General features: G+C 64.0%; 15 protein-coding genes. 7 read left to right on the top strand and 8 right to left on the bottom strand.

Translation table 11 applies throughout. From position 1 onward, the window contains the following. The first annotated feature begins 57 nt into the window (after positions 1 to 57). Together QZ408_RS01070 and QZ408_RS01065 are read left to right on the top strand one after the other, a co-directional pair. Entirely contained in the window at positions 58 to 696 is a 639-nt protein-coding gene (locus QZ408_RS01070) for a DUF4062 domain-containing protein (RefSeq protein WP_292488954.1), read from the top strand. Beyond that, positions 693 to 2,111, top strand: coding sequence for a Fic family protein (locus QZ408_RS01065; protein WP_292488952.1), 1,419 nt, complete (start codon positions 693 to 695; stop codon positions 2,109 to 2,111). The genes QZ408_RS01070 and QZ408_RS01065 overlap by 4 nt, the downstream gene beginning before the upstream one ends. A 539-nt stretch (positions 2,112 to 2,650) precedes the next feature. On the opposite strand, the gene QZ408_RS01060 is transcribed toward QZ408_RS01065, so the two are convergent. Continuing rightward, a complete protein-coding gene (locus QZ408_RS01060; protein ID WP_292488950.1) occupies positions 2,651 to 3,862 on the bottom strand; it encodes an MFS transporter in 1,212 nt (403 codons plus the stop codon). Positions 3,863 to 4,515: 653 nt separating this feature from the next. Between QZ408_RS01060 and QZ408_RS01055 the strand changes: the two genes are divergently transcribed. Next, on the top strand, positions 4,516 to 6,558 hold the full coding sequence (locus tag QZ408_RS01055) for an acetate--CoA ligase family protein (protein ID WP_292488948.1): 2,043 nt from the start codon (positions 4,516 to 4,518) through the stop codon (positions 6,556 to 6,558). A gap of 160 nt (positions 6,559 to 6,718) precedes the next feature. Here QZ408_RS01055 and QZ408_RS01050 read toward each other — a convergent pair whose 3' ends face one another. Continuing rightward, complete coding sequence (locus QZ408_RS01050) at positions 6,719 to 8,296, bottom strand: glycosyltransferase (RefSeq protein ID WP_292488946.1); 1,578 nt, start codon at positions 8,294 to 8,296, stop codon at positions 6,719 to 6,721. 382 nt (positions 8,297 to 8,678) lie between these two features. On the opposite strand from QZ408_RS01050, the gene QZ408_RS01045 reads away from it, so the two are divergent. Both QZ408_RS01045 and QZ408_RS01040 read left to right on the top strand, forming a co-directional pair. Then, entirely contained in the window at positions 8,679 to 9,302 is a 624-nt protein-coding gene (locus QZ408_RS01045; protein ID WP_292488944.1) for a superoxide dismutase, read from the top strand. 651 nt (positions 9,303 to 9,953) lie between these two features. Further along, entirely contained in the window at positions 9,954 to 12,311 is a 2,358-nt protein-coding gene (locus QZ408_RS01040) for an ATP-binding protein (RefSeq protein WP_292488942.1), read from the top strand. Between the two features lie 16 nt (positions 12,312 to 12,327). Here the strand turns inward: QZ408_RS01040 and QZ408_RS01035 are convergent, their stop codons facing one another. From QZ408_RS01035 to QZ408_RS01025, 3 genes are all read right to left on the bottom strand, one after another. Next, positions 12,328 to 13,752 carry an MATE family efflux transporter gene (locus tag QZ408_RS01035; RefSeq protein WP_292488940.1) on the bottom strand — a complete coding sequence of 475 codons (1,425 nt, stop codon included), beginning with the start codon at positions 13,750 to 13,752 and terminating at the stop codon, positions 12,328 to 12,330. A gap of 263 nt (positions 13,753 to 14,015) precedes the next feature. After that, positions 14,016 to 14,297, bottom strand: coding sequence for an ATP cone domain-containing protein (locus QZ408_RS01030; RefSeq protein WP_292489231.1), 282 nt, complete (start codon positions 14,295 to 14,297; stop codon positions 14,016 to 14,018). A gap of 80 nt (positions 14,298 to 14,377) precedes the next feature. After that, positions 14,378 to 15,460 (bottom strand): NAD(P)/FAD-dependent oxidoreductase, encoded by a 1,083-nt coding sequence (locus tag QZ408_RS01025; protein WP_292488938.1) that lies wholly within the window; start codon positions 15,458 to 15,460, stop codon positions 14,378 to 14,380. Positions 15,461 to 16,050: 590 nt separating this feature from the next. On the opposite strand from QZ408_RS01025, the gene QZ408_RS01020 reads away from it, so the two are divergent. Continuing rightward, positions 16,051 to 16,935: an A/G-specific adenine glycosylase gene (locus QZ408_RS01020; protein ID WP_292488937.1), complete on the top strand. Its 885-nt coding sequence runs from the start codon at positions 16,051 to 16,053 to the stop codon at positions 16,933 to 16,935. A 55-nt stretch (positions 16,936 to 16,990) separates the two neighbouring features. Beyond that, on the top strand, positions 16,991 to 17,893 hold the full coding sequence (gene uvsE / locus QZ408_RS01015) for a UV DNA damage repair endonuclease UvsE (protein ID WP_292488936.1): 903 nt from the start codon (positions 16,991 to 16,993) through the stop codon (positions 17,891 to 17,893). Positions 17,894 to 17,910: 17 nt separating this feature from the next. Here uvsE and QZ408_RS01010 read toward each other — a convergent pair whose 3' ends face one another. From QZ408_RS01010 to QZ408_RS01000, 3 genes are all read right to left on the bottom strand, one after another. Continuing rightward, a complete protein-coding gene (locus tag QZ408_RS01010) occupies positions 17,911 to 18,336 on the bottom strand; it encodes a fasciclin domain-containing protein (RefSeq protein WP_292488934.1) in 426 nt (141 codons plus the stop codon). A gap of 678 nt (positions 18,337 to 19,014) precedes the next feature. Then, positions 19,015 to 19,440, bottom strand: a complete 426-nt coding sequence (locus QZ408_RS01005) for a fasciclin domain-containing protein (RefSeq protein WP_292488932.1) — start codon at positions 19,438 to 19,440, stop codon at positions 19,015 to 19,017. Further along, positions 19,437 to 19,871, bottom strand: coding sequence for a fasciclin domain-containing protein (locus QZ408_RS01000; RefSeq protein ID WP_292488930.1), 435 nt, complete (start codon positions 19,869 to 19,871; stop codon positions 19,437 to 19,439). The genes QZ408_RS01005 and QZ408_RS01000 overlap by 4 nt, the downstream gene beginning before the upstream one ends. Between the last annotated feature and the right edge of the window lie 146 nt (positions 19,872 to 20,017).

Below are 20,017 nucleotides of genomic sequence, written 5' to 3'. Positions count from 1 at the left end.
ATATTGAAAAAATGAAAAAACGAGGGAAAATCGAGCGATCAGGGAGGAAGGGAAGAGATGCAGGACAATAGGAAGCTCACGATTATGGTTTCCTCTACGGTGTACGGCATCGAAGAGCTCCTGGATCGAATCTATACGCTTTTAACCGCGTTTGGCTATGAAGTCTGGATGTCTCACAAAGGAACCGTCCCGGTCTTTTCGAACCGCTCCGCTTTTGAGAACTGCATCACAGCGACAGAGAACTGCGACCTGTTTCTCGGGTTGATCACTCCTCTTTATGGCAGCGGGAGAGACGGGGACGGGCTATCTATTACACACCAGGAGTTGAAGAGGGCCATCGCGTTGAATAAGCCACGCTGGCTCCTTGTCCATGATCATGTGATTTTTGCCAGACAGCTCCTGAATCATATCGGCCATAAGGGGGAGGCGGGCCGGGATAGGCTCACTCTAGAGAAGAACCGGATCATGGATGATCTCCGGGTCATCGATATGTATGAAGAAGCCATCCTTTCCGAGAAACCTCTGCGGGAACGGAAGGGCAACTGGGTTCAGAAGTTCAGGTCAGACGATGACGCAGCCCTCTTCGCCACCGCACAATTTTCGCGCTACCAGGAAGTTGAAGCGTTTGTGCAGGAGAACTTCCGGGATACTGCCCGTGTCTCCCGGACTGTCCAGGATCGGAGGGGCCGTTCATGAGGACGAAAGCCATCCGAGAGTCCCTGTCGCTTGGAGAAAGGCAGAGCGTTGAGTTCATACCCAATTGTAGGGATATCAGTGCCATCGGCCGGGTAGTCTGCGGCTTTCTGAACACTTCCGGCGGCTATGTTGTCTGCGGCGTGGATGACCAGGGGACGGTTATCGGTATCAAGAACCCCGACGCTATGGTAAAGTGCCTCGAACAGAGGGTGCATCAAGGACTCTCTCCCGGGGCACTGGTTGCGGTTCGGGTACACGAGGTTGAAGGAAAAACCCTGCTCATCATTGAGGTGCCTGCTGGCAAGGATCTGCCATACGCGTTTGAGAATATCATCTATCTTCGCACAGGTCAGACCACCCAGAAAGCAGATATCGAGACCATCCGTGACATGGTGCTCCGCAAGCAGGTGGAGCCTGAGCGATGGGAGCGACGCTTTTCTTCCGCAGATATGAACGAAGATCTGGACCTCAATGAGGTTCGGTCCACTGTAAAGGCAGTGACTGCATCAGGGCGATTCTGGTTCCGGGATAGTGATAATCCAACTGCGATTCTTGAGGATCTCTCGGTCTCCAGATATGGCCGCCTGACCAACGGTGGTGATATCCTCTTCGGAGCCAATCCCGCCATCCGCTATCCGCAGATCCGGGTTCGGGCAGCGGTTTTCAGAACGGACAAAACAGGCGACACGTACCAGGACATGAAATCTTACGAAGGCCCGCTAGTGCCGGTACTGGAAGATGTGTACTCCTTTATTTTGAGGAATACCCCTACAGTATCGCGTTTCGGATCTGCCGATCTTAAACGTCAGGATGAACCCTTCTACCCATCGGACGCCATCCGAGAAGGGTTAGTCAACGCCTTTGCACATCGTGACTACAGCGATTTCTCCGGTGGAATTACCGTCCATATCTACCCCAATCGCCTGGAGATCTCAAATACTGGCAAATTTCCTGAGGGTGTGACACTTGCAAAACTTCAGAAGGGAACACTGTCCGTTCTGCGCAACCCGGACATTGCGCACGTGTTGTACCTGCGCGGGTATATGGAAAAAATTGGCCGGGGCAGCATATTGATCCAGAGGGCCTGCACCGAGCGTGGTCTACCTCTGCCGCAGTGGTCAGAGGACGACCGCGGCGTTACCCTGACCTTCTTTGCCACGGAAGTCACCACGGAAGTCACCACGGAAGTCACCACGGAAGTCATGCAGATCATCGAGGCTCTTGACGGTGAGATGTCGCGCCGGGAACTTCAGGATGTCCTCGGCCTGAGGAACGTCGAACACTTCAGGAAGGTCTACCTGCAGCCGGCAATCCGGGAAGGCCTGGTCGAGATGACCATCACCGACAAACCACGCAGCAGCAAGCAGCGATATCGCCTTACCCGGAGAGGGCATTCTGTGCTCCAAAAATCATAGTATGTGCGGAAATCGACGAACAATTAGTATCCTCCACTCGAATCCTGATGGGACGAGGTTTCCCCTCGTACAACATCGGATGAAACAGGGTTCGCTTCAACAATACTGTGGAGAGATTAGCCACCTGTAACGATCAGGGGTGAACTACCCCACCCTTCAGGCCGGGGGTCTTCCCGCTCATGCCGCCGACGAGCCCCGCAGAGAATAAACTGGTTCGTCCAGATCAGGAGAGCCCATCAAATCAGAGGGCATCATAACTTGGCGGCATGCTTCTCAGCATGGCTGCCTCCGTTACTCTATCAAGTCGCTCTTTCAGATTCTTTCCTCTTTTCCCGCTCTCTCATCTCATTTGGAAGGCGCTGTCCTGGCACTCGGGCGAACCGAGATCCGCCGCAAAAATTGGTTGCTCAGTTCATTCGGCCAGACTCGCCCGTTCTTGTAGCCCATAACGCCGTTGCGATTGCTTGCCTCCTGGTCTACTGCTTGGTCTCGCTTAGCCGTTCGCGAAGCTCCGCCTTTCAAGCACGCGATAGTCCCCCTCACCCCCCCGCCCGTGGCACCGGCTCCCGGGCAGAGAGCGCGAAGAACCCACAGACCGCCACTGCGATGAGGAAACTCGCGAAGAACCCGGGGCCGAACCCGGCGGCGGCAACAATGATCCCGGTGACGAGGGGGCCTGCCGAGTGCCCGATGTCCATGATGGACGACAACGCCCCCATCGAGGCGCCCATCTGTTCCTTCTCTGCAACGTCCGCGACATACGCGCTCGTCGCGACCGTGGAGAGTGACATGCCGAGAGCGAGGAGGGAACTTATGAGGAGGAACGTCGTGAACGCCGACGCGAACGGGATGGCGGCAACAGAACACCCCAGAACGAAGAGCCCGACGACGATCTGGACCCTCTTGTCGACCCGGTCGGAGATCCTGCCGAAGGAGGGTTTCGTCGCCGCGACGATCAGCGTCTGGGCGGCAAACAGGATCCCGGCCTGGTACGCACCCATCCCCCGCGAGAGCAGCACGAGCGGCAGGAACGTCTCAAACGCCCCGAAGGCAAAGTAGGTCGCCATATCCACGAATGCCGTCGCCAGGAGCCTCCTGTTCGTGAAGAACGTCACAAAACTTCTGCGGAATGCCGAGAACGGGAGGACCGTGAGGGGGGCCGGGGTCTCCTCCCGGAAGAGGAGGACCAGGACAACCACCGGCACCGCGGCGATTGCCGCGGCGAGGTACACCATCCGGTACGGGACGAGCCCGGGGTAAACGGCGAAGAACGATATGATGGCCCCGCCGGCGAGCGGGGCAAGGGTCCTCCCGATCAGGGTTGCGGAAGAGTACTGCCCGAGCACCTCCCCCTTCCGTTCCGGGAATCGCGTCGCGATCATCGCGGCGATCACCGGCCCGAGGATAGCGGTCGCCGTCCCGTGGAAGAACCGGACCGGGATCAGCCAGAGCGGATCGGTGATGACGAGGTAGAGCAGGGGGGCCGAGAGGAATACCGCCCCGGACGCGACGAGCAACCTCCGCCTGCCCAGGTGGTCCGAGAGAACCCCCACCGGGAACGAGAACAGGATCCCGGCGAGCGGGGAGACCGCTGCCACGAGGCCGATGACCGCGTCGCCGGCGCCCAGGGCCTGCGAGAAGAGGGGCAGCACCGGATTCTTCGAGACGGTCGTCGAGAAGATTGCAAAAAACCCGATTACGAAGAGGATATACACTGCCCGGCGGTCCGCTGCAGGGTGCTGCCCGATCATGGTTCTTCTCTCCGGTTCCCGGTTAACGTCAAGGACCCCGTATCTGCCGGGATACCGCCGGCGGTTCAATCAGTACAAAGATTGCTCGCAGGCGAGCCTTATACATGCCGGTCGCCGGGTACCCGGGGAATGGCGGAATCGCCGACCGCCTCTCCCGCGATGGTGGCCGCCCCTTCGCACCGGCCCATCGGGGTTCCGTACCGCCCCGCGGGAACCCGCGTTCACCGGGGGGGGCACGGACCTCCCGAACCGCGCCCGTACGGAAGACCCGGGGCCGTTCGTGAGCATGGGCCACCACCGGTTTGCCGCAGTCACCCGCCGTGAGCACGGCGAATTCCGGCGAAGACCCCGGCCTCCGTGGCCGGGCATCCACGGCGGGCACCGCCCGCGAGGCTCCCGGAAAAACGCCATTAATCTACGATATCGACTAACCGGGGGCAAACCGGAAGTATCCTGGACCCCGGTGATGTCCCCCGGATGGATTTGTCATGTAGAATCATTACAGAACCTATAAAACGAATATGAGACCACCCTGTACAGTTCATTCCGACCTGCTGGTCTGGCTTTCCGGGAGATGGGTCATCTGTCAGGAACATGAACTGCAGAATCACAGAGATGCTCGTTAAAGATACTCAAGATGTGAGGAGACAATCATGGCCAAAAGAATGCTGAGCGAGTTCGAATCATACGACCTCCTGAAACAGTATGGCGTACCGGTACCCGACCACATAGTCGTCAAGACCGCCGCCGAGGCAGGCAAGGCGGCAGAGAAGATCGGTTTCCCCGTCGTCATGAAGATCTACTCGCCCCAGATCGTCCACAAGAGCGATGCGGGCGGCGTGATCGTCAGTATTCCCTCGAAGCATGCCGCCGAGGAAGCGTTCGAGAAGATCGTCGGGAATGCGAAGGCCTACAACCCCGAGGCCGAGATCAAGGGCGTCATCGTCGAGCAGCAGGCGGCGCCGGGGCTTGAGTTGATCATCGGCGGGAAGACCGACCCGGCGTTCGGGAAGGTGCTCACCTTCGGCATGGGCGGCACGCTCGTCGAGCTGATGAAGGACGTCACCCTGCGGATCCTGCCGGTCTCCGAAGAGACGATCCGCGAGATGATCCGCGAGATCCACGGCTACCCGATGATCCAGGGCTACCGGGGGGCGAAACCCCGGGACGAGGAGGCGCTTGTCCAGGTCATGTGGGCGGTCAACCGCTTCTTCGCCGAGAACACCAACGTCGTGGAGTTCGACATCAACCCGGTCAGGCTGTATGAGTCCGGGGCCTGCATCGTCGACGCCCGCATCTTCGTCGACGACGAAGCCGTCGAGAAGGTGGCGAAAGAGCGGCCGTTCGTGCCGATCGAGTACTTCACGCCCCGCTCCATAGCGGTCATCGGGGCGTCGTCCGAACCCAAGAAGATGGGCTACGCCGTGATGCACAACCTCCTGCACTTCCCGGGTCAGCTCTACCCCGTGAACAACAAGCGCCCGGAGGTGCAGGGGCTCAAAGCGTATGCCTCCATCCTCGATATCCCAAATCCGGTCGATATGGCGGTCATCACCGTCCCCGCAAAGCACGTGCCCGGCGTGATCGAAGAGTGCGGGCAGAAGGGAGTCTCCATGGTGGTCGTCATCACGGCCGGGTTCAAAGAGACGGGCGATGGCGGAAAGGCGCTGGAAGACCGGATCCTCGAGATAGCAAAGGGTTACGGGACGCGGATCATAGGGCCGAACTGCCTCGGGCTGATCGTCCCCCCGAAGGGCATCGACACCACCTACGTCCACGAATCCCCGAAACCCGGCAACATCGCCTTCATCTCCCAGAGCGGCGCCATCGTCAATACCGTGGTCGACTGGAGCATCAAACATGACATCGGGTTCTCCGCCGTCGTCTCGGTCGGCAACCAGGCGGACCTCAACTTCATCGACTTCCTCAGGTTCGTGGAGCGTGACCCAAAGACCAAGGGCATCATCCTCTACATCGAGGAGATCCAGGACGGCAAGACCTTCATGAAGGTGGCGAGCGAGGTCGCAAAGACCAAACCCATCGTGGCGATCAAGTCCGGTTCGTCCGAGAAAGGCCAGGCGGCGGCCTCGTCCCACACGGGCTCGCTCTCGGGGTCGTACGACGTCTACATGGAAGCCTTCCGCGACGCCGGCGTCATCCCGGTCCACACCCTGACCGGTACGTTCCAGGTCGCGGAGATGCTCTCGCTCCCGAAAGGCTACCCCCGCGGCAAGCGTGCGGTCGTGATCACGAACGCCGGCGGGTTCGCCGTCCTCTCCTCCGACTACGCCGAACGCTACGGCATCGACCTGATCAGCCTGCCGCCGGCGGTCCTCAAGGAGCTCAACGACCTTCTCCCCGACTTCTGGAACAAGAACAACCCGATCGACCTCCTCGGCGACGCCAACGAGAAGAGGTTTGAGCAGACCTTCAGCGTGCTCGCCAAGTACCAGGACTGCTGGGACATCGCGTTCGTCGTCGGGTTCCCGAACCTTGTCATCGGGTCGGATCAGCTCGCAAACCAGATCATCCGGTTCTCGGAGAAGACCGATAACATGATCGTCGCGACGCTCCTCGGCGGCGGGTCCATGGACCGGGGCCGAAAGATCCTCAAAGAGAACGGCATCCCGCTCTTCGATGAGCTCGACTTCACCTTCCGGGTGATGGGGCGGATCCTCTGGCAGAGGTTCCGGTAGATCTCCTCCCTGAACAAATATTTTTCTCGTTATTGAGCCCGTACCGGAGCGGGCCGCAGGAGGGAGAACGCGCCCCACGCTCTTTGCGGCGACGGGAGCGACCGTGCCGCCTCTCGTGAAGGGGCGACCGCACCCGGAGGCACCGGGCAGTCCGAACGCCTCACGCATCCCGGTCCCGGGACAGGTGTCGGTCCGGGCGGTCCCCGGGCACCCGTCTCCCATCCCTCCACCAGACCACGATGAACGACGAGAGGACGAGCAGCGTGTAGCAGGCCCAGAAGAGCGGGATGGCCGTGCCGGAGTCCGGGCCCCGGGAGACAAGCCGCACGATGCCGGCAAGCATCGATACCAGGACGGCCGCAATCACGATGAGGACCGGCGCTATCCTGACGCGGGGGCTCCCCGGGGATGCCGGCACCCCTTTCGGCGTCACCACAAACGGCAGTCTCTTCCCGGAGACGGCGTACCAGACCGCCCGGGCGTATACGAAGGCGAGCGTGTTGAAGATCGCCTGCGAGAACGCGAGGTCGCGCAGGGGGTAGTGCCGCTCACGGATGCTGATAACGACCTGGATGGCGATCACCACGGCGATCACCACGGCAAAGATCGGGGGGAGCCAGACCGGCAGGATAGGGATGCCGAAGAGCAGCGTGGCGACAGGGAGGAGGAAGAGCGCGACGTTCACCCCGCCGAGCAGGTAGATCGAGACGATCACGGTAAACTCAAGCCACTGGACCGGGGCCAGGCTTGTGGGGTGCGTTACGAACTGTCTCATCATCGTCCCGAGGAGCCGGGTGTTCCCGTACGCCCAGCGGAGCTGCTGCGTGAAGTATGCCGCGAGGTTCGGGGGCGCCATGCCTTCTGCATACACGGCGTCGAGGTAGACCCCCCGGCATCCCCGGGTGTGGAACGCAAAGGCAGTGGCGATGTCTTCGGCGATGGAGGTCTCGTCCATCCCCCCGATAGCGAGAAGATGGCTGACGCGGAAGATGCAGTTTGAGCCGGTCAGCACGGTGGTCTGGTTGACGGAGAGCCCCCTGCAGACATGCTTGTTGTAGATGTGCTGCTGGTAGGAGAACGTGACGCTTATGGGGTCGTCCGGCTCCGACCGGAAGAACTGGGGGGTCTGGACGAACGAGACGGACGGGTCGGCCTCAAGGACCGGGATGAGGTCGGCGAGGATCGCCGGTTTTACCTTCTGGTCGGCGTCGATCACCAGAAGATACGGCGTATCGCCGTCAAGAAGCGAGAGGGCGTGGTTGATCGCTCCCGCCTTGAACCCCTTCCTGTGATCGCGGTGGACGTAACGGAGATGATGACGGCGGCTGATCTCTTCCATCGATGCGCGAAGACGCGGGTTGGTCGAGTCGTCGAGGAGGAAGACCGAGAAGTCCGGGTAGGCGACCGACGTGCATGCCCGGACGCAGGACTCGACCACCCGGGGCTCCTCGTTGTAGACGGGGATGAAGACCGCGACGCGGCTGGTGGGTGCAGCCTCCCGCCGCGGTGTTATGGGGCGTTCGGGGTAGGCGTAGAGCGACCGCAGGAGGTGATCGGCGTAACTCATGAACTGGATCACCCCGAACGCGGTGACGACGACGAGGAGGAGAGAGAGTGCTCTGGCAACGAGGCTCCATTCGGCCCCGGCGAGTATCAGGCGGATATCGCGGAAGAGGACGAACAGGAGCAGCGCCACGAGCGTGGCGGTAAAGAACGATATACGCGCTGCCGTCGTCATTGGAGTGTCCACCACTGTCGTGTGCAGGACGCCTCGCGGGTACACGGTACCGGGTGCCGGCACCGGACTCCCTACAACGGAGAGTGCACGAGGCAATTCAGCTACCACCCACTCTACCGGATTATTTAACTCTTATGGTCCCGATTGCCCCCGGGGCCAGAAAAGCCCCTCCCGCGAAGAGATATCCGCCAGCACGGGAGAACAGCCGTTCCGGTGCCGCACGGGGCCCTGGACGGCGGCATGGGTGCGCTCCGGTCTTCCTCCGGGACCCGGATCGTGCACGCGGCCGCCTGGAGTGAGGGAGAGGGATCGCGGCACGGCCGCCCGGCAACCGACACCATGAAATAGGTTGCTCTCCTTCTGTCAACTGATACTTATGGCTGTGAAGACGACAACTGCATCGTTGAAGAAGTACGAACTGCCGCCGCTGCCCTACGCGCCTGACGCCCTCGAGCCGTATATCTCCAAAGAGCAACTCGCCCTCCACCACGACAAGCACCACCAGGCGTACGTGACCGGGGCGAACGCCGACCTTGAGAAACTGGAGAAGGCGCGGCAGGAAGGAGCCGAGATCGATATGAAAGCGCTCTTAAAGGAGCTCTCGTTCAACATAGGCGGCCAGGTCCTGCACACCTTCTTCTGGTCGAACATGGCGCCGGCAGGCTCTGGCGGCGGCGGAAAGCCGGGCGGCGCTCTCGCAGACCGGATCGACCAGGAGTGGGGTTCCTTTGACCGGTTCAAGGCGGAGTTCACGAAGGCTGCCGCGAGCGTCGAGGGGTCCGGCTGGGCGGCACTGGCGCACTGCAGCATGACGGATCGCCTCATGATCATGCAGATCGAGAAACACAACAACAACGTCTACCCGGGGTTCGCGATCCTGATGGTGCTCGACGTATGGGAGCACGCCTACTACGTCGACTACAAGAACAACCGCGGCCAGTTCATCGACGCGTTCTGGAACGTCGTGAACTGGGATACGGTGAACAGGAGACTGGAGAACCTGTAACCTCCTCTCTTTTCCTCCCGGCGGGAGGCGCCTCTCGCCCGGATGGTTCTTTTCAGCCGCCCCGCGGCCGCAGCCGTCGGGCTATCTCACCTTATTTTGAGTCTGAGGAGGGGATCTCGCCGTTCGCGTCGCCGCAGAAGAGGTGCGAAACACCAGATGCAGCGGTGTGATGCCCTGCCTTCCCGCTTCAGGAGGCCGCAGCGGGGGCACGCCCGGGCACCGTCCCCGGCGAGGGCGATAGCCGCCACGGTTCATTCTCCGGAAATTGCCCGGGGAAAGGCCGTATGCATGCACTGCATGGTCACGTATCGGGTATCCCCACGAGGAGCGGACGTCCGGCGCCGCCGGGATGGGGGACGGGGAGGCCCGCGCATCCGGGGCCTGAACGGGGTACCGGGCAGGAACGGCCCGCAGGTGCCGGCCTCCCCATCTACCGTGGAGAAGGGGGACGGTCCATGCCCCGGGGGAGCCGGGTGCGGGATGCAGGAGGAACGGGTCGCCGGGAGGGCCGAAAACACGTTTGCGCGGCCCGCGAAACGGCGGAAAATCCGGCATCAGGCGGGCTGGAACCGCAAATCTCTTATCACCCGGAGCCTGATTTAATTATATAATCCCAATTTTATAATAAACACTGAGGGGGGAACAAGCCACATGAGCACAGCAGATCCGGTATCCATCCGACCAGAAGAGACGTTCCAGATCCTTGACGAGCCCGGCGTGGGTATCCTCGTGCTCGACCGCGACATGCGGGTGGCCTGGGTGAACGCCTATGCCGCGGAGATCCTCTCGGCCGGGAGCGAGATCCTCGGCGCCGATGCCCGCCGGGTCCTCGGCACCCGCCTGGCGCCGCTCCTGCAGGAGCGGGGAACCGCCCGTGAACTCCTCGCCGCCGTCGACGACGGGAGCGAGATACCCGGCCTCGACCTCCCGGTGCAGGACCCACGGGGAGGAGAACGGCGGTATCTCTACTCCAGCCGGAAGATGGAGCAGGGGCCGTATGCAGGGATGTGGGTGCTCCGGCTGCGGGACGTCACCGGCGGGGAGGCAGGCGCAGCATCCCCTCTTCCCCGGGTCCGCGAAGAGAAAGAACAGGTGCGGGGGCTTCGCACCCTGCACAGGATCTCGCGGCTGGCGGATAGGGATGAGACTCCACTAGAAGAGATCTTCCGGGGCGTCGCCCGGGCCCTTTCCGCCGGGTTCCGCCGTCCCGAACGGATCGGGGTCCGTATCACCCACGGCGATGCGGTGTACGCCCACCGTTACCGGGAGACGCCCCAGAGCATCGCAGCCGATATCCGGGTGGGCCGGCGGCGGGCAGGAAGGATCGAGGCCGTCTACCTTCCGGACACTCCGGGCGCCTTCCTCGCCGGCGAAGAGTACCTCCTGCAGGCCGTGGCGGAGATGCTCGGGCGGGCCGCCGAGAAACGGAGCAGCGAGGAGCGGTACCGCTCGTTCTTCCGGGACTTCCAGGGTATCGCCTACCGGACGACGGTGGAGTCTGACCCCGTCCTCTTCCACGGCGCGGTGGAGGCGATCACCGGGTATACCGGGGACGAGTTCCTTGCCGGGGCCGTACGCTGGGACGCGATCGTACACCCCGACGACCGTCCCGGCCTCCAGGAGAGCGCCGGCCAGCTCCGTGCGGTTCCGGGCCTCTCGACCGAGCGGGTCTACCGGATCGTGCGAAAGGACGGCACGACCCGGTGGGTCCGGGACTTCGCCCGGAACATCTGCAGCGAGGACGGCACGCCCGTTCTCATCCAGGGCACCATCCACGACGCCACCGAACGGAGAGCGACAAACGAAGGGCTGCTCTCCTCAAACAGGCAACTCTCGGTCCTGAACCGGATCATGGGCGTCTCCGCGTCGTCGCTCTCGCTTGACGAACTGCTCGAGGAATCGCTCTCGATGACGATCGACCTGCTCGGTTTCGACGTGGGCCTGGCCTACCTGCTCAACCCGGAGCGGACACTGGCGCTCACGCGCTACCACCACGCCGTCCCGAAGAGCTACCTCACCCGCAACAGGACGATCAAGGTCCACCACTGGCCCTGGAACTTCGTCTTTGTCGCCGGGCAGCCGCGTTACATCGAACGGCAGGGTGATCCGGGCACGGTCGAGGAGGAGATCCTCGCATCGCTCGATGTCTCCGCCCTCGCCTGCATCCCGGTCCTCGCGGAGTCGGTCGTGGTCGGGGCGCTGTTCCTTGGGAGACGGGATCAGCCGCTGGTCCGGGACGAGGAGCGTCGTCTCCTCGAAGCGATCGGGAGGGAGATCGGCTCGGGCGTCCTCCGGAGCATGCTCCACAAACGGCTGGAGGCAGCCCACCGCGAGACGAACCTCTACCTGGACGTCATGACCCACGACCTCAAGAACGCAGGAAACGTCGCGAACCTCTACTGCGACCTCCTCATCGAGGTGCTGGGAGGAGATGCTGCAGGCTACGCGAAGAAGCTCAGGGGGAGTATCCGGAAGAGCACCGGCATCCTCCAGAACGTCTCGACGATCCGCCGGATTCACCAGGAGCCGCCCGATCTCAGACCGGTCCACCTCAGCCACGTCATCCGTGCAGAGATCGAGCGTGTCCCCGAGGCGGCCGTCGCGTTTGAAGGGACGGCGGCGGAGGTCTGGGCGGACGACCTGCTCCCGGAGATCTTTGCAAACCTCATCGGGAACGCCGTCACGTTCGGCGGGCCGGACGCCGGGATAACGATCCGGGTGGAGGATTGTGCCGAAGAGGGCCGCATGGTGGTGGTGACCGTGGAGGACACCGGCCCCGGCATCCCCGACGGCATGAAAGAGACGCTCTTTCAACGGTTCAGCCGGATCGAGAACCAGGGGTGCGGGGAAGGGCTCGGCCTCTCCATCGTCGGGATGCTGGTCGAGCGCTACGGCGGCCGGGTCTGGGTCGAGGACCGGGTCTCCGGGAGGCCGGACCTCGGGGCGGCGTTTCGGTTCACGCTCCGCGAGGTTGCCCGCACACCGACCGGCGACGGCGATCCGGAGTGAAGAGGGCAGATCCCCCTCACGCCGCTGCCGCCGCTCCGGTCTGCCGGACCCTGAGCCCCGCCGTGTACCGGCGCGCCCAGACGTAGCCGAGCATCGCGCCGATTGCGTTCCCGGCGGCAACGCCCCACCAGACGCCGGAGAGGCCGAACCCGAGTTCCATCGCGAACACCCAGGCAAGCAGGGTCGAGAGGACGACGTTCTGCAGGACCGTGATGGTCAGGGAACGTGCCCCAAGCCCGGTCCCCTGGAAGAACGACGCCGAGAAGAGGCCGAACCCGACCACCGGGTAGACGAGGCTCATGACCCGGAGGTACGACGTCAGTTCCGGGGTGATCCCGGCAGCGTCGCCCGGCGCCGCGAAGAGCGCGGCGATCTGGGGGGCAAAGACGAACGTGGCTGCGGCAAGCCCGATCCCGATCCCGGTCCCGAGCCTGATGGCGAACCGGAGGGCGGACTCCATCCGGGCATACGCCCGCGCCCCGTAGGAGGCGCCGGTGACCGCGACCACCGCCGTCGCGATGGCGAGGATCGGGGTTAAGCCGATGCTCACGACGCGCCACCCGGTCGAGTAGACGGCGACGCCGTCGGTGCTCGATATGAGGACGATGATCCCGTTCAGGACCAGGGTCATCAGGGCAAGCGAGAGCTGTTCGGCGGCGGCCGGAAGGCCGACCCGCAGGATCTCCCGCGCGACGGCGGGATCGGGGGCAAACTTGCAGAGGGAGAGGGAGATGTAGGTGTCCCTCTTCACGAAGAGCCAGTAGACCATCGGGACGGCGGCGATGACCTCGGCGATGATGGTCGCAAAGGCAGCTCCCGCGATCCCCATGCCGAACGTGTAGATCAGGATCGGGTCGAGGATGATGTTCGCCACCGCTCCTGCAGCCATCGCGTACATCGTCCGCTTCGCGTCGCCCTCCCCGTGCATGAGCGCGTAGGCGACCTCGCCGAAGAGGAGGGCGAACGTCCCCATAAAGAGGATCCGGGCATACGCGGTGGCAAGGCCGACGGCGCTGCCCGCCCCCATGAGGGCGAATATCTCCCCGGTGAAGAGGGAGAGCGGGATGGTGACGACGACGGCAAGGGCGGTCATCATGAGGATGGTGTGCATGGCGACGCTGCTCGCGCCGTCGCGGTCGTGAGCGCCGATCATCCGCGCGAGCGCCGCTTCACCGCCGGTGCCAAGCCCGCTCGCTAATCCGATGGTGATGATGAAGAGCGGGAATGAGAACCCGACCGCAGCAAGAGCATCGGCACCGAGGCCCGCGACCCAGAACGCGTCGACGACGTTGTAGAGGGTCATGAGGGTCATCGCGACCATCATCGGCAGGGAGAGCCTGAGGATCGCGGTCTTCGGATCGGCAAGGAGTAACTTTGTTCCTTCTGTTTCGTTCTGGTTATTATTTGAGGGTATATCGTCTTCCAAGACGCCGATTGGCATACATATCGCCTGCTGGCGTGCCCGCGCCGCGGGTTCCCGGTTCAATCGGGACGACCTTTGAGTGCGGCTGGGGCATCGCACCTATCTGTGAATGCTGATCATCGAATGTGCCCAGGATATGAGGTTGGACTGAAAACGGCCTGTTATTGGCCTTCCCAATTCTTCGATTTCCGGGGTGCATAGGACAATACAGGACAGTTGTGAGCGCGGATTGTAAATATAGCTTCGCACGGGGAGGGGGAGCCGGCAAAAAAAGCGACGGGTCAGCGGGCGGGCAGCCCCGCGACCGCTGCCGCCCCGCGTTTCTTCACGGCGCGGTCATACATGAGCCAGTTCTCCTCCCAATCGGGGTTCCGGGCGCGGAGTTGCTCAAGCACCCGCTGCCGGATCTCGGCGGCCGGTATACCGTCGTAGGCGGCCCGTTCGACGGCCTCCCCGATCGCCCGCGCCTCCTCGAGCGGCGCACCCGCCTTCATCGCGCTCACGGTCACCTTCTCCCGCGCAAACGGCTCTCTCCTGCCATCGGCCTTGACTACATTGACCAGTTCGATCGCCTCCGGGCGACGGGAGGCGCCGGAGGGCTATAAGCTTTCCGGTCGCCGCCGGCGCCGGGGGAGGGGGGCCGTCAGGGTTCGCGCAGACCGCCGTAGACGATGACGTTTCTCATGCCCCGGCCCCCGAGAACCGCCATCGTCCGCTCGAGCAGGAAGTCGGAGCCGAGGATCCGGTCGGCCATCCTCTTCGTTCTCGCGGCGGCGAGGAGTTCGCGGCCCACCGCCGCCCGCCACGCCTGCTCGTAGGCGTGAAGGGGGTCGCCGTGCAGCAGGTGGCGGGCCGCCGCAAGCCCGGCGAGCCTCCCGCAGATCATCGCGGTCGCGATCCCCCCGCCGTTGGAGGCGACGACGTGGCCGGCGGCGTCGCCGACCGCGATGACGTTCTCCCTGACCGTCTCCGGGATGGGGCCGGAGACGGGGACGAACCCGGCCTGGACGTCCCGGCCGGTAAACCCCATCCGGGTAAGGAAGGCTTTCAGGAGAACCGGGACGGGGGTTTTCCGCCCCTGCACCCCGAGCCCGACGTTGGCGCACCCCTGCTTCGGGAAGACCCACGCATACCCGCCCGGTGCGACGCTGTTCCCGAAGAAGAGCCGGAGGCGGTCGCCGAACTCCCCGTCGACCCGGCAGGTGATGGCGGGGGCGAGGACGGCGCTCCGTTCCATCCCGGCGGAGCGGCAGACGGGGGAGAGCGGGCCGTCTGCGGCGACCACGACGCCGGCTTCGACGGTGCCACGGCCGGTGATGACCCGGCGGCCGTCCCGGCCGCGGAATGTCGTCTCCAGCGAGAGGACGGCGCCCGCGCGGACGGCGGCATCCGCGAGGTGCCGGTCGAACGCGTCCCGGTTGACGGTGTAGCCGGGAAGGTCGAACTCGTACTCCCGGCCGCCGGGGGAGATGGCGACGGCGCCCCGGATCGGCCGCTGGACGAGGCCGGGGTCGACAGGGAAGAGTTCGTCGAGCCCCGGGGCGCCGGGAAGCGCCTTCGCGAGGACCTCTCGCGATGCGTTGAACTCCCCGCAGCAGACGGGCAGGCCGATCTCCGTTCGTTTGTCGATCAGGAGGACGTCGAGCCCTGCCTCCGCCGCGTAGCGTGCGGCGGTGCTGCCGGCGGGGCCCGCACCGACGACGAGCACGTCACAGTGGTTCCGCATCACTGATCGGATGGAGAGCACAAAGTATAAAGGAGAGGGGTGGCGGCGGGCGGAGTTAGTGCAGTGATTCCAAACTAACGGACCATATCCGGCCTTCGCCCCATCTCGCCCGCCGCCCCCGCCGCAGGAAGGGGGGCAGTGCATGGGGATAAAGCCGTATCCGGTTCTCCTCCGGGAATCTCCCCACGGAGTGGACCGTAGTGACTATCGCCATGGGGGGAGGGGACCGGGGAGGGGGTTTCCCCCTTCCCGCAGGTGTGAACTCATACGTTCTTCTCCGGCACCCCCACTCCGCCCGGCCTTCGGCCTCCTCCCCCGCCCCCTCCTGGGGGCGAGGGCAGTCATGGCGATACCCGGTGGGAAGCCGTGCCGGGGATAGTGCTGGCGGCGGTTTCCCGAAAGGGCGGGCAGAAAAGAACCGGCAGTAGCCGGTTCGATCCCGGGAACTCCCCCTGGAGTGGACCGTGGAGATATCGCCATGGGGAGGGGGCGGGGGCAGTCATGGCGATATCCGGTGGGAAGCCGTATCAGGTTCTCCTCCGGGATCTCCCCGGCCCAACCTATTTGCCCCTGCCGGACAGAATGATGGTGTGATCGGCAGCCTCGACCCCGACCAGAACGAGCGCGAACAGCGAATTCTCGAAGAAACCCGGGTGCACGGGAACAGCCCGGAGGCCGTCCGCCTCTTTCGCGACCTCATCCTCTCGCACTTTCGCGCTTACGGCCGCGACCTTCCCTGGCGGCACACCACCGACCCCTACCGGATCCTCGTCTCCGAGATCATGCTCCAGCAGACGCAGGTCGAGCGGGTCGCGGTGAGGTACCGGGAGTTTCTCGACCGATTCCCGGACTTCGCGAGCCTCGCCCGCGCCTCGCAGAGCGAGGTGCTCCTCGCCTGGCAGGGGATGGGCTACAACCGCCGGGCGATCGCCCTCCAGAAGACCGCGCAACGGGTGACCGACGACTACGGGGGCCGGCTCCCGGCCGACGTTGAGACGCTCGCGACCTTCTCCGGCATCGGGAAGGCGACTGCGGCGGCCATCTGCGCCTACGCCTTCAACATGCCGGTCGTCTACATCGAGACGAACATCCGGCGCGTCTTCATCCACTTCTTCTTCCAGGACCGGGAGGGGGTCAGGGACGACGAGATCCTCCCGCTCGTCGAGCAGGCGCTCGACCGTGGAAACCCGCGGGAGTGGTATAGCGCACTGATGGACTACGGCACGGTCCTGAAGAAGCGGACGACGAACCCGAACCGGCGGAGCGCGTCCTACTCCCGGCAGAGCCGGTTCGAGGGCTCCGACCGGCAGGTCCGGGGGCGGATACTCGCGCTCGTCCTCGAGGAGGGCACCGTCACGGGGGAGGCGGCGGCGGCCCGGGTCGCTGAGGATCCCGGGCGGGTGAGGAGGATCCTCGGGGACCTCGTGCGGGAGGGGTTCATCGCGGAGACCGGGGGGACGTATACGTGCCGGTGAGGTGGGGAGGCCCAGGGGCAGGTTGATGCCGGCCCCGGACCACCTTACTGGAGCGATGAAGATCGGCTACCCCTGCATCAACCGAAGCATCGGCTGCTCCAGTGGCCGCACGTTCAGGCTCGCCTCCTACTCCGGCGAACGGCTGGAAGAGACCGTCCGGGAGAACCTCCGCTGCCTTCAGGAGATCCTCCGCTTCAACCTCCGTGAGTGCATCCTCTTCTTCCGGATCACCTCGGACCTCGTCCCGTTCGCATCGCACCCGGCCTGCACCGCCGCATGGGAGGAGACCTTCGCCGGGGCGTTTGCGGATCTCGGCCAGTTCATCAGGGGGCACGGGATGCGGATCTCCATGCACCCGGACCAGTTCGTCATCATCAACGCGAAAGACCCGGGTATCGTCGAGCGGAGCGTCGCGGAACTCCGCTATCACGCCGCGGTCCTTGACGCCATGCACCTTGACGGGACGGCAAAGATCCAGGTCCACGTCGGCGGCGTCTACGGAGACCGGGAGGCGAGCATGCAACGGTTCTGCCGCGAGTACTCCCGTCTCGACGAGAGCATCCTCCGCCGGCTGGTCATCGAGAACGACGACTCGCGCTACACCGTGGCCGACTGCCTCCGCATCCACGAGGAGACCGGCATCCCGGTGCTCTTTGATGCCTTCCACCACGAAGTCAACCCTTCGGGCACCGGGGTGGCCGAAGCGGCGGACCTGTGCAGCGCGACCTGGCGGGGAAAGGACGGTATCCTGATGACCGACTACAGCACCCCGTTCCCCGGCGGGCGGAAGGGTCGGCACGCAGAGAGCCTGGATGCCGCGCATTTCAGCGGATTCCTCGCCGAAACCGCACCGACGGATATGGACATCATGCTTGAGATCAAGGACAAAGAGGCGAGCGCTCGTTTAGCCGTCGGGATCGCCTGCCGGGACGGGCGGTTCCGCCCGCCGGCAGGGTGACGGAACGGGCCGCCCGCTCAAGCCGCGGCGATCTCTATCGCCGGGGGGACGAGTGCCGATGCGATCGCGTGACAGATCCCGTTTGTGCAGAACGCGTCGGCCTCGACGATCGGGACGCTGTTGACGGTGATGCCCCGGTCAGACGAGCGTATGACGAGATCCGTCCCGAGGCTCGACCTGACGGCGGCGATGCCCCGGAGGTCCTCCGAGGTGAGGTGCCCCGGCACGACGTGGTAACTCACGATGAGCAGGAGCTTATCCGCATCGTGCCTGATCTCGTCCATCCGCTCTTTCCTGACCCTCGAAAACGCCTCGTTTGTCGGGACGAAGACCGTGAACGGCCCCCGCTCACGGAGCATCGGCTCCATGCCTGCTATCCGGATCAGGTCGAGGAACACGGAGAGGTCCTCCGAGTCCTCCAGGGTCTCAATGATGTTCTTCATACCGTTCTCCCCACTGCATCTGCCGGGTTATGTATCTTTTGGGGTGAAGGCGGCACGAGCGGGAAGGCCCCCTGTGCACGCCGGGGAATGGGAGCGGCGTCCCTTTGCCGGATCCCCCGCACGGCAGAGGGGACCGGACACGATCAACGCGCCGCCGAGATTTGAGGGCCTTCCCCCCCCGGGAGGGCGGTTGGTTCACGCGTCCTCCCGGGGCTCATCCGCCCGGCTCTGGTGCATCGATTCCAAACGAACAGGCCATATCTGGCCTTCGTCCCATCCCCACCCGCCCGCGCTTCACCCGGGTGGCATACCCATGCGCTTCTCCGGCACCCCACCCCGCCTGCGCTGCGCCCTCCCCGCCTCCCGGGGGCGAGGGCAGTGCGTGGGGATACCCGGTGGGAAGCCGTATCCGGGAGCGGCGCTGACGCCGGTTTCCCGGAAGGGCAGGCAGGGGAGAGCGGGCTCGGACCCGGTACTCCTCTGAGATCCCCTATAGAGTGGACCGTGGGGATGCCGTCATGGGGACGGTGCAGGGAGGTATCCGGAAAACGCCGTCTCCCGGGGTGCAAACCCCTGGAGAGTGTGAAAAAGATCGATACTCTCCTCCGTTGAGCGTGCCGGTAATTGGGAATCGTTGCACCAGTGCTCCAGGGCATCCGAATGAGGTGCCCCGGACCGCTATGCGGCGACCTTCCGGGCGCCGGGAGGGAGGAGCAGCGCGTAGATCGCGTGGCAGATGCCGTTCGTGCACCACGCATCCGATTCCACGATCGGGACGTTGTTGATCAGCACTCCCTCCCGGGCTATCTCCACGGCCAGGTCTTCCCCCTGGAGCGACCGGAGGGCCCGTATGCCGAGGAGGTCTATCATGGAGTGCACCCCCGGGACGATATGATAATTGAGCACCTCAGCGAGCCGGTCGGCATCCTCCCGGATCGCGTCGAGCTCCCGCTGCGGCACCGCCCTGAACGCATCGTCGTCCGGGACGAAGAGCGTGTAGGGCCCTTCGACGCTCAACCGCTCCTCCATGGCGGCTGCCTGCACGAGGTCGAGGAACGTGGCAAACGATCCCGACTCTCGCAGGGTCGCGAGGATGTTCTTCATACCGCCCTCTTCACCCGCGCCTCGACCGCGCGCGGCAGGAGCACCCTGTCGATGATATGGTAGATGCCGTTTGTGCACCTGACGTCGGGCTCGATGACGGTAGCGTCGTTCAACCGCACCGCTGCCGGAGGCCCCGTGATGTCCAGGTGGTCCCCCTGCAGGGTCCTGATGGCCTCCATCTGCGCGAGCTCGTGCGTGGTGAGTTTGCCCTGGACCACGTGGTACCCGATCATGCCGGCAAGCTTCTCCCGGTCGCCCGCGATAGCGTCCAGCATCTCTCCGGGAAAGATAGAAAACGCTTCGTTCGTCGGTATAAAGGCCGTGAACTCCCCCTCTCCCCCGAGGGTCCCTGAGAACCCCCCGGCCTGTATCATCCGTACGGAGGTGCTCAACCGGTCGTCTTCCCGGGCAGTCTCAAATATACTCTTCATCGATGATCCTCCGGATGGCCGTCTGAATTATTTACTGTGCTATATAAAATTACGCCAATGCTCCGGGGACAATGGCCGGGTGCGGCGGCGCCGGATTGCGTTCTCCCTCCGCCGGCGGGGAGCGGGGGCCGCCCCGCACCCGGCGG

Source organism: Methanoculleus sp. 10 (assembly GCF_913757945.1).
GTDB lineage: Archaea > Halobacteriota > Methanomicrobia > Methanomicrobiales > Methanoculleaceae > Methanoculleus.
Note: the sequence above shows the minus strand (reverse complement) of the source record. Positions and strands in the feature narration are given on the sequence as shown.

What these genes read in the sequence shown, in the direction of transcription:
- QZ408_RS01070 (WP_292488954.1), top strand. Translation starts at nt 58, where the DNA reads ATGCAGGACAATAGGAAGCTCACGATTATGGTTTCCTCTACGGTGTAC.
- QZ408_RS01065 (WP_292488952.1), top strand. Translation starts at nt 693, where the DNA reads ATGAGGACGAAAGCCATCCGAGAGTCCCTGTCGCTTGGAGAAAGGCAG.
- QZ408_RS01060 (WP_292488950.1), bottom strand. Translation starts at nt 3,862, where the DNA reads ATGATCGGGCAGCACCCTGCAGCGGACCGCCGGGCAGTGTATATCCTC.
- QZ408_RS01055 (WP_292488948.1), top strand. Translation starts at nt 4,516, where the DNA reads ATGGCCAAAAGAATGCTGAGCGAGTTCGAATCATACGACCTCCTGAAA.
- QZ408_RS01050 (WP_292488946.1), bottom strand. Translation starts at nt 8,296, where the DNA reads ATGACGACGGCAGCGCGTATATCGTTCTTTACCGCCACGCTCGTGGCG.
- QZ408_RS01040 (WP_292488942.1), top strand. Translation starts at nt 9,954, where the DNA reads ATGAGCACAGCAGATCCGGTATCCATCCGACCAGAAGAGACGTTCCAG.
- QZ408_RS01035 (WP_292488940.1), bottom strand. Translation starts at nt 13,752, where the DNA reads ATGCCAATCGGCGTCTTGGAAGACGATATACCCTCAAATAATAACCAG.
- QZ408_RS01025 (WP_292488938.1), bottom strand. Translation starts at nt 15,460, where the DNA reads ATGCGGAACCACTGTGACGTGCTCGTCGTCGGTGCGGGCCCCGCCGGC.
- uvsE (WP_292488936.1), top strand. Translation starts at nt 16,991, where the DNA reads ATGAAGATCGGCTACCCCTGCATCAACCGAAGCATCGGCTGCTCCAGT.
- QZ408_RS01010 (WP_292488934.1), bottom strand. Translation starts at nt 18,336, where the DNA reads ATGAAGAACATCATTGAGACCCTGGAGGACTCGGAGGACCTCTCCGTG.
- QZ408_RS01005 (WP_292488932.1), bottom strand. Translation starts at nt 19,440, where the DNA reads ATGAAGAACATCCTCGCGACCCTGCGAGAGTCGGGATCGTTTGCCACG.
- QZ408_RS01000 (WP_292488930.1), bottom strand. Translation starts at nt 19,871, where the DNA reads ATGAAGAGTATATTTGAGACTGCCCGGGAAGACGACCGGTTGAGCACC.